Raw genomic sequence first — 12876 nt, forward strand, 5'->3', positions numbered from 1 at the left:
GTCACCCTGGGGTGGGTGGTCGCGCTGACCCGAGGGTGGGCGCACACGGATGCAGTGTCGTGGTCGCCTACGTGGCCTATCGCCGCGATGGCCACCCACGTAACGGCTTTCGTGTGCGCCCACCTCCGAATCACCACCGCGACCATCCACCCGGAGCGAGCGGAAGGCACATGCGGGGGTGTCCCACCGATCCAACTCGAAAATCGACGGCGTCCGGACGCGCGGCAGCATCCCGCGCCGCGAAGCGGCGTGGGATGGGTTTCGATCGAAGGGGTGACTACGCGGCGAGGTCGAGGGTGACCCGGTAGCCGAGGGCTTCGAGCTGACGGATGTGGTTGCGTTCGCGGCGTTCGGTGTCGGTACGGCTGAGGTAGAAGTCGGCGCCGAGATCGTGGAAGCGGGCTCCTCCGCGCCGGCCGGCGGACTCCTTGGCACCGGGGGTGAACCTGGCCCAGCCCGCCAGATGGGCCGGGCTCGGGAAATGGGTCATGTCCACGCCGACCTCGGCGATGATCGTGGCAGCGGCGGCCGGGCCGATCCCAGGGATCTCAAGCAGCCGGGCCGCCGCAGGGGCTCGGCGGACGGGCACAACGCGAGCGCTGTGGCGTGGGTCAGGTCTGGATCAGGGGTTGGTACTCCTGTTCGGTCAGGCCGAACGTCCATGCCACGCCCTCGCGGGCCGAGCGGGTCACGGGTGGGACCCGCAGCCAGTAGACGCGGCTCGTGCCGTCCGGCTCCGGGGTTGAGTTGATCACCTCGACCATCACCAAGGGCTCGTCGCCGGGCAGGTCGAGCCGCCACAGTGTGCCGGTCTCGTCGGAGCCCATTCGCGTGGCGCCGGCCTCGCTCAGGTAGCGCTCGTAGCCGAAGTGCTCCAGCATCACGCGGCGGATCTCGGCGTTCGTCTCCCGGCGGACCCGGTCGACGGTCAGGGACGGCAGTTCGGCCGCCAGGTCGGACGGGATCGGCATGCCGCGCCAGGCCCACAATCCGTATCCGTCGGTGAACTCCATGGCCGGGCCGTCACCGCGGTGCAGCCGCCCGACGTTGTCCCGGGCCAGGGTGACGGGTCGCTCGGAGAGCACGGCGGCCCCTTCGAACGCCCACCACCAGCCACTGTGCCGGGCCACCCGGGCGAGGCCGGCAAGGCCCGTCATCAGGTCTGCCCCGGGGCACACCCGGGCCGCCGCCTCGAACGTGCTCAACCACGTCCCGTCGTGCTGCCCGTAGACGGCGTCGAGCACCGCCGGGCCGGCGCCGGGCAGTTCGACGGCCAGGTCCTCACCCAGCCGGGACCGCAGCCGCCCCGCGACCATGTCCATCACCAGGGGCCAGGACCGGCGCCCGGCCGCCGCGCTCAGCTGGGCCCAGCCCTCGGCGCCGAGTGCGGCGAGAGCGCCCTTCCGAGCGGCCGCCCACGGCGCTGTCCGCACCAGGCCGCGCATCGACCGGCCCGCGCGCTCTCCCGGCGCCCATCCTTGGCGGCGCAACTCGCCCTGAGCCTCAGCGAACCACTCCGGAACCTCCCTGCCCGGAGCGGCGTCCGGGATCGGCTCGACCGCGCCGGAGAGCAAGGCCGCGGCGGCCGCTGCCGCGCGGGGCGAACCGAGCCAGTAGATCCGCTCGGGTGGTTCGGCGCCGGCGAGACGGTACGCCTCCCGGACGCCCTCCTCAGCGGCCGCGCGGTCGGCAGGACCGGTCTCCATCGCCGCGGCCAGCCACTGGTCCTCGATCGCCGCGGCCATCGACTCCTGCGTGTGTGTCAGTCGCACAGCCCGCCCCCCTCAGTCCGCGACCGGCCGGAAGGCGCCAGGAATGTACTCCCGCTGGCGCACCACCCGGTAGTGCCCGGCGGGCAGCGGGATCGGACCGTGCTCCTCGTGGGTGACCCGGCCGTGCGCCGGCACCTCCAGGAACATCCGCTCCGGATCGTCGAGGTCGGCGAGCAGCACCAGGCCCGGGCCACCGACCACGTGCGCGTGGCCGGTGGCCTCACCTCGGGCCAGCACCATCCGCCCTCGCCGATCGCGTGGGACCGGTGCGCAGGCCGGGACATCGGCCTGCGGCACCGGGATGATCAGCACATCGCCCTGACGGAACATCCGGCCTCCCCGGCAGCACTTTCTCTGTCACGCGGGACGCTACCGAGGGGGTACGACATTCTTCAGAGGCGGATTCGTTGCCCCACGAAGATCAGGCCGGGGCTGGAGATGCGGTCCCGGTTGTGCGCGTAGAGCGTACGCCAACCGCCTTTGATCTTGAATTTGCGCGCGATCGAGGCGAGGGTGTCGCCGGAGCGGACCACATAGGTCTTGCCGCTCGGCTTCTTCGCGCTCGACGTCTTCTTGTAGACGCCGGGCTTCTTTCCGCAGGTCGGCCATGGGCTGAGCCCGCGCTTGCGGTAGAGCTTCTCGGCGATCGCGATCTGCTCGGCCTTGGCGGCCCTGTCGGCGGTCGGCGCGTACTTGGCGCCGCCGTTCGACTTCCACGTGCTGCGGCTGAACTGCAGGCCGCCGTAGTGCCCGTTCCCGGTGTTGATGTGCCACCGTCCGCCGGACTCGCACTTGGCGATGACATCCCAGTTGACCTGGCGGGCCGCGGCCTGAGCCGGGGCCGCCGGGCCGAGCAGGAGGCCGGCTCCGGTCACCCCGGCGGTCACCAGACCGAGGGCAAGGCGCGTTCGTCTACCGATCCGAGACATGGATGATCCTCCACGCCTGCGAGGTGAGCTGTCGGGTTCGGGCAGAGTGGCCCGGCCGTTTCACGCACGGCTTCACCCCGAGGCGCGCGCGGCGCGCCGGAAAAAGTGGGTCCCCCGCTCCTGCCGTCGATTCGTGTCCGTGGGCGGCGGCAGGATTCGGCGGTCCGTCCACAGTGCCCGCCGTACGCGGGACGGCCCGACGGTATCCACGGTCGATGGATGAATACCAAGCCTCACGCCGGGGATAGTGACGTTCTTCTCAGTATTCGCCCGATTTGATCTTGCTTTCGCCCAGAAATACCCGACACAGGGGTTATTCCTGTTTAGAGCGGCTTTTCGTGCCTCATCAGGACCCGGTCACCGGCCTGCGCATCGAGCCGGCGCCCGCTCCGGGCAGAATGTCCGCTCATGGAACCACCCGAGATGATCAACGCCGGTGACCTGGTCCTCAAGCGCTGGGAACCGGAGTGGGCCGCCGAACTCGCGGCCGCCGTCCAGGAGTCACTGCCCGAGCTGCGCCCGTGGCTGCCGTTCGCGACCGACAACTACGGCGTCGACCAGGCCCGGGACTACATCGGGCGCAACTTCGACGGCGACAACTTCAACTACGCGATCTTCACCGCGGTCGGTGAGTTGATCGGCTCGATCGGCCTGATGACCCGGATGGGGCCGGACGTCCTGGAGATCGGCTACTGGATGCGTACGCCGTACGCCGGCCGTGGCCACATGACGGCCGCGGTGCGAGTGATCACCCGGGTCGCCCTCACCCTGCCCGGCATCGAGCGGGTGGCGATCCGGCACGACCCGGCCAACGTGGCGTCGGCCGCGGTCGCCGCCAGGGCCGGTTTCGCCGAGACCGGCCGCGACGGCGACGACGTCGTCCGGGAGTACCGCGGCGCCTGACTTCCCCACCGGGGAGAGACCGTACGCCGCGGGCGCGTGCCCGCGGCGTACGGATCGTCAGAGATGAGCGGAGGTGGTCGCGGAGCCGTTGGGACGCGGGTCCGGGAGCAGGCGGTCACGGGGCGACGCCGCGGCGGAACCGCTGTCGTTCGCCTGGAAACCGCACGACGCCAGCGTGTGCGGCCGCAGCAGCATCGAGGTCGGGACCGGGGCGATCTCCCGCCAGGCGAAGCACTCCCGGATGATCTGCGCGTTCTCGCCGCCGGTGATCTCCCGGTCGGCCTGGAGGATGGCCCGCAGGATGCCGTGATAGGTCAGGAAGTCGGCTGAGATGGCGCTCCAGGTGACCGCGAGCAACCGGCCCAGGTAGTCGCGGGCCCGCAGCAGCGACTCCTTGAAGGCGTCCTCGCTGCCGGTGTAGGCGGCCGTGAACTCGGCCTGGATCTCGTCGAGGTCCTGGGCCGTGCCGGGCAGGTTCGTCGACCGGATCCGCAGGTCGTCGGTGATCAGCTTCTTGGCGACCAGGTCGTGCTGGAAGACCTCGACCATGGTGTCGAAGATCGCCCCGGTGAGCGGCAGTGACCGCTCGTGCGGCTCGTCGCCCACGTCGGACATCCGCATGGCGTTGAACGCGACCCGGATCTCCCGGCTGTCGGACAGCTCGCCCACCCGGTCCAGGCCGTTGATGGTGAGCAGGTTGCCCCGCGTCGACTCGAGCAGATGGTCGACGACCGAGTGGAAGTGCAGCGACGACACGATCGCCACCAGGTCGCCGGCCGACTCGTGCATGCCGCCGTAGTCGATGCCCTCGTCCTGCCTGCTGGCCGGCGCGCCGACCTCGGCGAAGATGATGCTGTGCCCCAGTTCGTGGGCCAGCACGTCGAAGTTCTCACAGTACGGCCGGGTGTGGTCGATCGTCCCGTTCGGCGACCGGCCGAAGCCGAATTCGAGGAACCCGTACCCGGACTGCGCATTGTTCCACTCGATCAACGGGATCAGTTCCAGTCGATCGAAATCGGACTCGAAATGCCAGTGAATGGTACGCCCGAAGTAGTCCTCCCAGATGTCGAGGACCCGGCGAACGGTCGCGTACATGGTGGCCGCCGAGAATTCCCGGGTGGCCGGGTCGAGATGATCGAAATGACCTTCGCTGTCCGGCTGGATCGGGTCCCGCTTGGTGCCGCGGAACGGCGGCCGGAAGAAGTTGTTGTAGGGCAGTTTGCCGATCGCGTCGACCACGAACATCCGGTCGTCACCCGGTCCGGGCCGCATGGCGGCCGGCTCGATCGAGACGATCACCAGCTCGGGCTCCGCGAAGAGCGGCCCCGATCCGTCCGCCTTCATCAGGAATCGGGGTTGAGGAAAGATCCGGAATCGGGTGCCGACATCCGCGAGCCTGCGATCCAGTTCCAAAGACATGAGAGCCTCCGGCCGCCGTTGAATTTCCGAGGACCTACAGCGGATTCCTCAGTCGAGCGTAAGTCAACGTACCTGTCCAAGAACCATCCAAAAGACGAGAGAACACCCTTCAGGATCGCCCCAGCACCCGCAGAAGCGCCCCGGTGAGATGCTCCGCCGCCTCGTCCGCGCTCCATGCGAGCGTCCGGGTCAAATCCACGACCACCCGCTCATCGAAGATCGTCACCCACATCAGCACCGCGAACCGCACGTCCTGCCGCGGCACCGCCCCCGACGCGATCGCCGCCTCGACGAGCCGCGCGAGCCGCTCGTACAGCCCGCCGACGAACGGATCCTCCTCGCCACGGCGCGCCAGCACACCCCGCGGTGACCGAATGTGCACAGCCGCGGCACCCCATCGCGACGCCTGCTCGACCCACTCCCGGCAGACCGCGCGCACGTCCGCCAGCGGATCCCCGCCACCGGGCAACCGGTCGAACGCCTCCAGCAGATCCCCGACCAGCTCCGCGAAGAACGCGTCGATCGCACTCCCCGGGTCGGCGAAGTTCCGGTAGGCGGTCGCCGTCGACACCCCGGCCAGCCCGGCCGCCTCCGCCAGCGAGAACCCCGGCCCACGCTCGGCCAGCAACTCCCCCACCGCGGCCAGCAGCGCGGCGCGCCGCAATCGCGCGTCACCACGGCGTGGCCGCTCCCGAGATCCCGCCGCCGACATGCCGAAATCCTAAAGACCCGGACCATCAGGGGTACGGCCACACCTGCCACGAAAGCACCGGCCCCGTCCCGCCGAGCCACGCGAGCACCTGCCACGCAAGACCGTGCCGCGCCCATCCGGGCGTGAGTGGTGGGTCACCCGGCCTGTCCGTTCCCGCCCATTCCATCCGACAGGAACGTGGCCGGGGAGCGGCCGTAGCGGGGTGGCAGGTGGGGCCAGCGCAGGGGGTGGCCGTCCAGGAGGCCCGGCGGGCCGATGCCGGTCCAGCCGTCGCCCAGCGGGACACGATGATCGTCGATGTTCGAGTGCGCGTCGTCCGTACCGGGGAGAGGGGTTCCACGGGGTTGATCCAGCAGCCAGGTCGCGGTGCGGGTGAGAGAGACGCGGACGTGGGTGGCGGGTCCGCCGCGGGCCCGGCGGGCCAGGGCGGTGAGGATGCCGGCGGCGAGCAGGTAGCCGGTGGCGTGGTCGAGCAGCTGGCACGGGAGCGTGCCGGGACGGATGCCGTCGGGGCTGACCGCCCAGCCGATGCCGGTGGCGATCTGGACCAGGCTGTCGAAGCCGCGGCGGTCGGCCCATGGGCCGGTGGTTCCCCAGGCGGAGAGGGTGGCGACGATGGTGCCGGGATGGCGTTCGGCGATCCGGTCCGGGGCCAGGCCGAAGCGGCGCAGCGCGCCCGGGCGGTAGCCGGTGACCACCACGTCGGCGTCGCCGATCAGGCGATCCAGGGTGCGCAGGCCCCCGGCGGTGGTGGCGTCGATCTCGGTGCTGGCCTTGCCGATGACGCCGTCGAGGGCGTGCAGCGGGAGTTCCGGACGGTTCGGGTCGTCCACCCGCAGGACGTGGGCGCCGAGCGCGGCGAGCATCCGGGTGCCGGCCGGTCCGGCGATCACCCTGGTCAGATCCAGGATCCGTAGGCCGGAGGCGGGCAGTGGGCCCGTCGATGCGGGCAGGGCGGGCGCGTGCGTGGTGGGCGTGAGGTTGACCAGTGGTGCGTCCGGCGGGCATGTGGCACGCCACTGCTCCGGGGTGCGGGCGGCGACCGCGAGGCCGCCGGCGGCGTAGACACGGCGTTCGACCTCGGCGGCCGGGAGCGCGGCGATCGCCGGGCCGGGATCGTCGGTGACGCCGAGTGCGGTCAGCAGCGCGGAACGGTGCCACGGGTAGTTGGCGTGGGTGCGCACCCAGCCGTCCGCGGCCGGCCACAGGCGGGACATGGGTGCGAAGCCGTCGATGCCGTTGCCGGCCGGGTCGCGCAGGTGGATCTCGCTGCGCATGGCGGCCGCCACGTGGGCGGTGTCCAGGGCGATGCCGGGGCGGTGGCCGGTGCGGGCGTGCGCGAGGTCGGCGGCGGCGACGAGGCAGGCGGCCACCGAGGCGACCGCGCAGTCGCCGACCGCGAGCGGCGACGCGAACACCGGCCCGCCGGTCAAGCGCAGCGACGCAAGCGCGGGGCCGCCGAGGGCCGCCGGTGTGCCGAAAGGCGCGGGAAGGTCGAGGGCGGCGAGCACTCCGGGCAGCAGGTTCACCCGGACATCATGCCGGGACGTCGGTGGCGTGCCGGGTTCGGCGGCCGGCCGCGTGTTGCGGCCCGCCGGGTCAGCAGTAGCCGGATGGGCACTCGCCGCTGGCGAGCAGCTCGTACTGCCGGCATTTGGGGCAGCGGGGCGGCTCCGGGCGGGGCGCCGGCTTCGCGGCGGCCTTCGGCTTCGCGGGGGCCCGGGTGCCGGTGGAGGTGGCGCGGGCACGCGGGGCAGCGGCGGCGGCCTTCACCGGCTTCCCGGCGGCGCGCTGCTCGACGGCCTCGACCGCGGCGGCGAGCAGGGCGTCGTAGTTGGCGTCGATCAGATACGCCTCGACGGAGACCTGGGTGACCGGCTCGTCGTCGCGCACATAGGCGCCCTCGATGGAGAGCGCCACCTCGTTGGCCCGGTCCTGGTCGAGGGCCAGGTCGATGCCGCCGGGGTGGATGTGCACCGCGATGACGTTCGAGTCCTTCGGGCGCACCTGGAGCGAGCGGCCCGATGGGCGGACGTCGACGCTCGTGCGGCCGCGAAGCTCCAGCAGCAACCGTGCCACCGACGGAGCCGCACCCATGTCATCAGTGGGCTCAATCCCGAACGTGTCCATCTGCCCTCCGCTCAACTTCGCCAGGCTACCGCGCGCGGGTTGCGGGGGTGATTCCGGATGTTGATTCGTGTGCCGTAGGACACGAGGGGTGTGACGGACGACCGTTTCCGGTCAGACGTAACGGAGCCGAAAAACTTCTCCCGCAAGATGGGAACTGAGAAAACATTCTCAGTTATTCGGGAGGCTGGTTCATGTCCACGAGGACTCGGGTCGCGGTCATCGGCGCCGGCGCGGTCGGCACGGTGGTCGCCGCCGCGGCGATCGACGCCGGGCACGACGTCGTCGTCTGCGCCCGGCGTCGCCCGGAGCGGCTGATCGTCGAGCGCGCCGACAGCGTTCGTGAGCTGGACGTCCCGGTGCTGGTCGACCCGAGCGAGGCGACCGAGGTGGACTGGGTGCTGCTGGCCACCAAGGCGCAGGACGCGACAGGCGCGGCCGCCTGGTTCGGGCCACTGGTGGGGCCGCACACGACCGTGGTGGTGCTCCAGAACGGCGTCGACCACGCCGAGCGGATCGAACCGCTGGTGCCGCGCGGCACACGGGTGCTGCCGGCGCTGGTCTACGTGGCGGCGGAGTCACTCGGCCCGGGTCACGTGCTGCACCGGATGGGCGCCCGGATCACCGTGCCGGGCGCGCCCGGCACGGCCGCGAGCACGGCGCGGGCGACCTTCAGCGAGGGCCCGGCCGTGACGGCCACGGAGCTGTCGCGGACCGATCCGGCGGACCGGTTCACGGCGCTGCTGGACGGGTCGTGGCTGCACGTCGAGCGGGTCGCCGACTTCTCCACGGCGGCGTGGCGCAAGCTGCTGACCAACGTCGGGGCGAACCCTGTGACCTCACTGACCATGAAGCGGATGTCGGTCATCCAGCACGAGCCGGCGGTCCGGGAACTGACCCGGGCGCTGCTCGACGAGGCGATCGCGGTGGGCCGAGCGGCCGGGGCCCGGCTCTCCGACGCCGACATCGAGCACACGATGGAGATCTACGACGGGTTCGCCGAGGACGACGGCACGTCGATGCTGTACGACCGGCTGGCCGGCCGGGCCACCGAGCACGAGCTGATCACCGGCGCGGTGGTGCGGCTCGGCGAGCAGCACGGGGTGCCGGTGCCGCTGAACCGGGCGATCCTGGCGTTGATGCACGGGGTGAACCACAAGTAGGTCAGGACAGGCGGACCGACAGGCGGGCCTCGATCGGGGCGACGGTGACCTGGGTGACCACCCCGGTACGCGTGTCCCAGGTGATCAGGCCCTCCCGGTCGGTCTTCACCAGCAGGACGTGGTCGCCGACCCATGCGAGCGCCGTGCAGCAGCTCTTCATGCGCTCGTAGCCGAGGTCGAGGATCCGCTCCACGGCGCCGGTGCGCGCGTTGACGACCGTCAGCATCTCGCCCCGGCCGCCCCAGGCGGCGGCCGCCACCCGGCCGGCGCCGTCGGGCACCGCGGGGCCGTACCACCGGCTGATCCGGTAGGCGCTGGGCAGACCGCTCTCGTCGAGGGGTGACTCCCACGCGGGCCTCGGGTCGCCGAGCACCCAGCCGCGTGCCATCCGCCGGTCCTCGACCACGACCAGTTCGGTGAGTGCACCGGCGCTGACCTGCCGGGCGCCGGCGCTGCTCCAGGCAGAGATCCCGGCCGGTTCGGGGGTGACCGTGCCGGTCCGCCAGTCGACCCGGACCACGCCGGGGCCGTCCGCGCCGACCAGGACGGTCTCGTCACCCCACCACATGACCTGCTCGTTCCAGCCGGGCACCGGGATGCGGTGGGCCTCGGCGGTGGTCAGGTCGATGACCACCAGGGCCTGCGGCTGCGGGACGGCGACCCGGCGGCCGTCCGGGGAGAGCGCGGTGGAGCGCAGCGCGTACGCCTGATTGCCGCTCTCGTCCCGGGTGGGTTCCAGGCCGGTCACGTCGATCCGGGTCCACTCGCCGGCGAGGTCGAGCACATACAGCGGGGCGTCTGGCGGGCCCTCCGCATCGGTCTGCTGGACGACCACGGCCGCCCGCTCCACCGGATGTTCGGACAGCTTGCGGGCGTCGGCCGGGATGGTCAGCGCCTCCGGGAAGGGTGCGAGGGTTTGCCGAGCGAGATCGGCCGGCACGGCGTCGACGCCGGGGGCGACCGCGATCGCCGACGGCGTCACGCCGACCGGGGCGGGTTCGCCGTTTCCTCCGGTCCGCAGCGGCACGCTCACCGCGACCACGGTGGCGAAGGCGGCGACCCCGGCGATCAGCTGCCGGCGCCGGCGGACCCGGCGGGCGGTGGCCCAGGCGGTCGCCGCGAATGCCGGCGCCGGCACCTCGGCCGCGGTCTCCTCGAGAAGTTCCGTGAGCCGGTTCGTTCCCATCGTCAGCCCCTCCCGGCCATCTCGCCGAGCTCCGGCGCGAGCTCCCGCAGTTTCCGCAGGCCCGCGCTGGCCTGGCTCTTCACCGTTCCGACCGTGACGCCGAGGATCTCCGCGGTCCGCGCCTCGGTGAGGTCGTCGAAGTACCGCAGCACCAGCACGGCGCGCTGGCGGGGCGGCAGCCTGCGCAGCGCCGCCGCGAAGACCAGCCGGTTCGGCACGTCCTCGCCGCCGTCGGAGCGCTCCGGCGGGTCGTCGCTGAGGTCCTCGCGCCGGCGCCGGCGCCACCAGGAGACGGCGTCGCGGTAGATGACCGTGCGCAGGAACGCCTCGGGGTCGCCGTCGCGCACGCGGCTCCACCGCAGGGCGAGTTTGACGAGGGCGCCCTGCAACAGATCCTGGGCGAGGTGGTGGTCGCCGCAGACGAGGTACGCCGAGCGCAGCAGCCGGTGCTGGCGTGCCTCGACGAAGGCGGCGAATTCGCTGTCCACACCTGTCCAACGCATGGGCACCCCTGGATGGTTGGGCGGCCGGCGAAACCCGCACTGACAGACTTCATCGAGCCGGACCCATCGACATCGTTCGTCAAGGAGGATCCCGAGTGAAGATCGCCGAGGCCCGGGTCATCGTGACCTGCCCCGACCGCAACTTCGTCACCTTGAAGATCGTCACCGACGAGGGGGTGTACGGGGTCGGGGACGCGACACTGAACGGGCGGGAACTGGCCGTCGCCGCCTATCTCACCGAGCACGTGGTGCCGCAGTTGACCGGGCGGGATCCGGCGCGGATCGAGGACATCTGGCAGTACCTGTACAAGGGCGCCTACTGGCGGCGCGGTCCGGTGACGATGACGGCGATCGCGGCCGTGGACACCGCCCTCTGGGACATCAAGGGCAAGGTCGCGGGCCTGCCGGTCTACCAGCTCCTGGGTGGGCGCTCCCGCGACGGGGTGACCGTTTACGGACACGCGAACGCCGACTCCATCGAGTCCGTCCTGTCCGAGATCGCGGATTACGTGAAGCTCGGCTACCGGGCCGTGCGGGTGCAGACCGGCATCCCCGGGCTGGAGAGCACCTACGGCGTCAGCAAGGACCGGATGTTCTACGAGCCCGCCGACGCCGCCGTCCCCACCGAGAACGTCTGGTCCACCGCCCACTATCTCGACCACGTCCCGCGGGTGTTCGCCCGGGTCCGCGAGGAGTTCGGGCCGACCCTTCAACTGCTGCACGACGTCCACCACCGGCTCACCCCGATCGAGGCGGCCCGGCTCGGCAAGAGCCTGGAGCCCTACCACCTCACCTGGATGGAGGACCCGGTCCCGGCCGAACTCCAGGAGGGCTTCCGCCTGATCCGGCAGCACACCACCACCCCGATCGCGGTGGGCGAGGTGTTCAGCTCCATCTGGGACTGTCAGCAGCTGATCACCGAGCAGCTCATCGACTACATCCGGACGACGGTGGTGCACGCCGGCGGCATCACCCACCTGCGGCGCATCTTCGACCTGGCGAACCTCTACCACGTACGCAGCGGCTCGCACGGCGCGACCGACCTCTCCCCCGTCTGCATGGCTGCCGCCCTGCACCTCGACCTTTCCATCCCCAACTTCGGCCTCCAGGAGTACATGCGCCACACCGAGACCACCGACGCGGTCTTCCCGCACGGCTACCGGTTCGAGGGCGGCTACCTGCACCCGGGCGAGGAGCCGGGCCTCGGCATCGACATCGACGAGGATCTGGCCGCGCGGTATCCGTACCGGGCAGCGTCTCTGCCGGTCAACCGCCTTCAGGACGGCACCATGCACAGCTGGTGATCAGAACAGGTTCTTGCTGGTCACGGTCCACGGTGAGGAGAGTCCGGTGAGTACTGTGCGGGCCGTCTGGTCGCCCTTGAGTTGCCACTTCAGCCAGGCGGCGCCGACTCGGCCGTACTCTCCGCCGTTGGTTTGAGAGAACGTGCCGTAATGACCGACCGGCAGGTGGGCCATGAAGGCCGGCAGCCCGGCCGGCAGGCGGCCGTAGTCGTCGACCGCGTTCGGGTAGGCGATGTCGTCCGGCCCGCCGGTGATGTAGGCGACCGGCCCGTGCAGCCGCGACAGCCGGTAGTTCTCCAGGTCGCTGAGCAGGCCGCTGTTCCAGAACACGGTGGTGTCGACCCGGGCGTCGGCGCCGGCCTCCAGGGCTTCCAGACCGCCGCACGACTGGCCCATCACCGCGATCCTGCCGGTGTCCAGGCGGCCGCGGTATTTGCTGCCGACCCGGGAGTTCTCCGCGACGGCCCAGTCGATGGCCTCGATCAGCATGTCCGCGTCGGTGCTTCCGGCGCCGCCGGGACGGCCGTTCGCGATCGCCAGGAAGCCGTGTGAGGCGAACTCCTTCAGGATGTTCTGGAACCAGGTGCCGTCGGCCCGGCAGGCGCCGTTGCCCCACACCACGATCGGCATCAGGCCGGCGGGCAGGGTGTTCGGGCGGTAGATGGTGTGGGAGTAGAGGCGGATCGTGGTCTCGTAGTCGGCCGGGTAGGGGCCGGATCCACCCGGCGCGGCCTGGGCCGCCACCGGTGTGACCAGCAGCGTGGTGACGATGGCGGCCACGGACGCAAGCAATACGAGCACCGCGCCGATCCATCTTGACGGTCTCAACATGAATAAAACGATGCCCGTCAATATTGA

At 71.2% G+C, this 12876-nt stretch carries 14 protein-coding genes and 1 riboswitch; of the genes, 3 read left to right on the plus strand and 11 right to left on the minus strand.

Going from position 1 to position 12876, the window contains the following annotated elements:
* Window positions 1-277 precede the first annotated feature (277 nt).
* The 4 genes from IEZ13_RS17865 to IEZ13_RS17880 all read right to left on the minus strand — a co-directional run bounded on the left by IEZ13_RS17865 (window position 278) and on the right by IEZ13_RS17880 (window position 2701).
* A complete protein-coding gene (locus IEZ13_RS17865) occupies window positions 278-589 on the minus strand; it encodes a transposase (RefSeq protein WP_183218803.1) in 312 nt (103 codons plus the stop codon).
* 22 nt (window positions 590-611) lie between these two features.
* Window positions 612-1772, minus strand: coding sequence for a DUF6745 domain-containing protein (locus IEZ13_RS17870; RefSeq protein WP_183218804.1), 1161 nt, complete (start codon window positions 1770-1772; stop codon window positions 612-614).
* A 12-nt stretch (window positions 1773-1784) separates the two neighbouring features.
* On the minus strand, window positions 1785-2102 hold the full coding sequence (locus tag IEZ13_RS17875; RefSeq protein ID WP_183218805.1) for a hypothetical protein: 318 nt from the start codon (window positions 2100-2102) through the stop codon (window positions 1785-1787).
* A gap of 62 nt (window positions 2103-2164) precedes the next feature.
* On the minus strand, window positions 2165-2701 hold the full coding sequence (locus IEZ13_RS17880; RefSeq protein ID WP_183218806.1) for a LysM peptidoglycan-binding domain-containing protein: 537 nt from the start codon (window positions 2699-2701) through the stop codon (window positions 2165-2167).
* Window positions 2700-2873: riboswitch (cyclic di-AMP (ydaO/yuaA leader) on the minus strand. It overlaps the preceding gene by 2 nt.
* Window positions 2874-3109: 236 nt before the next feature.
* Between IEZ13_RS17880 and IEZ13_RS17885 the strand changes: the two genes are divergently transcribed.
* Window positions 3110-3604 (plus strand): GNAT family N-acetyltransferase, encoded by a 495-nt coding sequence (locus IEZ13_RS17885; protein ID WP_183218807.1) that lies wholly within the window; start codon window positions 3110-3112, stop codon window positions 3602-3604.
* Window positions 3605-3661: 57 nt separating this feature from the next.
* Here the strand turns inward: IEZ13_RS17885 and IEZ13_RS17890 are convergent, their stop codons facing one another.
* The 4 genes from IEZ13_RS17890 to IEZ13_RS17905 form a co-directional block, all read right to left on the minus strand.
* The gene (locus IEZ13_RS17890) at window positions 3662-5023 is read right to left on the minus strand and encodes a gluzincin family metallopeptidase (RefSeq protein WP_183218808.1); all 1362 of its coding nucleotides are present in this window, start codon (window positions 5021-5023) and stop codon (window positions 3662-3664) included.
* A 109-nt stretch (window positions 5024-5132) separates the two neighbouring features.
* Window positions 5133-5735: a TetR/AcrR family transcriptional regulator gene (locus IEZ13_RS17895; RefSeq protein WP_183218809.1), complete on the minus strand. Its 603-nt coding sequence runs from the start codon at window positions 5733-5735 to the stop codon at window positions 5133-5135.
* A gap of 134 nt (window positions 5736-5869) precedes the next feature.
* A complete protein-coding gene (locus tag IEZ13_RS17900) occupies window positions 5870-7264 on the minus strand; it encodes a CoA transferase (RefSeq protein WP_203833690.1) in 1395 nt (464 codons plus the stop codon).
* A gap of 70 nt (window positions 7265-7334) precedes the next feature.
* Entirely contained in the window at window positions 7335-7832 is a 498-nt protein-coding gene (locus IEZ13_RS17905; protein WP_229794765.1) for a hypothetical protein, read from the minus strand.
* A gap of 224 nt (window positions 7833-8056) precedes the next feature.
* On the opposite strand from IEZ13_RS17905, the gene IEZ13_RS17910 reads away from it, so the two are divergent.
* Window positions 8057-9025 (plus strand): 2-dehydropantoate 2-reductase, encoded by a 969-nt coding sequence (locus tag IEZ13_RS17910; RefSeq protein WP_183218811.1) that lies wholly within the window; start codon window positions 8057-8059, stop codon window positions 9023-9025.
* A gap of 1 nt (window position 9026) precedes the next feature.
* Here IEZ13_RS17910 and IEZ13_RS17915 read toward each other — a convergent pair whose 3' ends face one another.
* Window positions 9027-10211: a WD40 repeat domain-containing protein gene (locus IEZ13_RS17915; RefSeq protein ID WP_183218812.1), complete on the minus strand. Its 1185-nt coding sequence runs from the start codon at window positions 10209-10211 to the stop codon at window positions 9027-9029.
* A 2-nt stretch (window positions 10212-10213) separates the two neighbouring features.
* Window positions 10214-10714 carry a SigE family RNA polymerase sigma factor gene (locus IEZ13_RS17920; RefSeq protein WP_183218813.1) on the minus strand — a complete coding sequence of 167 codons (501 nt, stop codon included), beginning with the start codon at window positions 10712-10714 and terminating at the stop codon, window positions 10214-10216.
* 95 nt (window positions 10715-10809) lie between these two features.
* Here IEZ13_RS17920 and manD point away from each other — a divergent pair, with 95 nt between their 5' ends.
* Window positions 10810-12018, plus strand: a complete 1209-nt coding sequence (gene manD, locus IEZ13_RS17925; protein ID WP_183218814.1) for a D-mannonate dehydratase ManD — start codon at window positions 10810-10812, stop codon at window positions 12016-12018.
* On the opposite strand, the gene IEZ13_RS17930 is transcribed toward manD, so the two are convergent.
* Window positions 12019-12819 carry a poly(ethylene terephthalate) hydrolase family protein gene (locus IEZ13_RS17930; RefSeq protein ID WP_203833689.1) on the minus strand — a complete coding sequence of 267 codons (801 nt, stop codon included), beginning with the start codon at window positions 12817-12819 and terminating at the stop codon, window positions 12019-12021.
* Between the last annotated feature and the right edge of the window lie 57 nt (window positions 12820-12876).

The sequence above is a fragment of the Actinoplanes campanulatus genome (assembly GCF_014647795.1).
Taxonomy (GTDB): Bacteria; Actinomycetota; Actinomycetes; order Mycobacteriales; family Micromonosporaceae; genus Actinoplanes; species Actinoplanes campanulatus.

Coding starts and splice junctions, on each gene's coding strand:
- IEZ13_RS17895 (WP_183218809.1), bottom strand. CDS start 5,735: ATGTCGGCGGCGGGATCTCGGGAGCGGCCACGCCGTGGTGACGCGCGA.
- IEZ13_RS17920 (WP_183218813.1), bottom strand. CDS start 10,714: ATGCGTTGGACAGGTGTGGACAGCGAATTCGCCGCCTTCGTCGAGGCA.
- IEZ13_RS17910 (WP_183218811.1), top strand. CDS start 8,057: ATGTCCACGAGGACTCGGGTCGCGGTCATCGGCGCCGGCGCGGTCGGC.
- IEZ13_RS17875 (WP_183218805.1), bottom strand. CDS start 2,102: ATGTTCCGTCAGGGCGATGTGCTGATCATCCCGGTGCCGCAGGCCGAT.
- IEZ13_RS17885 (WP_183218807.1), top strand. CDS start 3,110: ATGGAACCACCCGAGATGATCAACGCCGGTGACCTGGTCCTCAAGCGC.
- IEZ13_RS17890 (WP_183218808.1), bottom strand. CDS start 5,023: ATGTCTTTGGAACTGGATCGCAGGCTCGCGGATGTCGGCACCCGATTC.
- IEZ13_RS17915 (WP_183218812.1), bottom strand. CDS start 10,211: ATGGGAACGAACCGGCTCACGGAACTTCTCGAGGAGACCGCGGCCGAG.
- IEZ13_RS17905 (WP_229794765.1), bottom strand. CDS start 7,832: ATGGGTGCGGCTCCGTCGGTGGCACGGTTGCTGCTGGAGCTTCGCGGC.
- IEZ13_RS17880 (WP_183218806.1), bottom strand. CDS start 2,701: ATGTCTCGGATCGGTAGACGAACGCGCCTTGCCCTCGGTCTGGTGACC.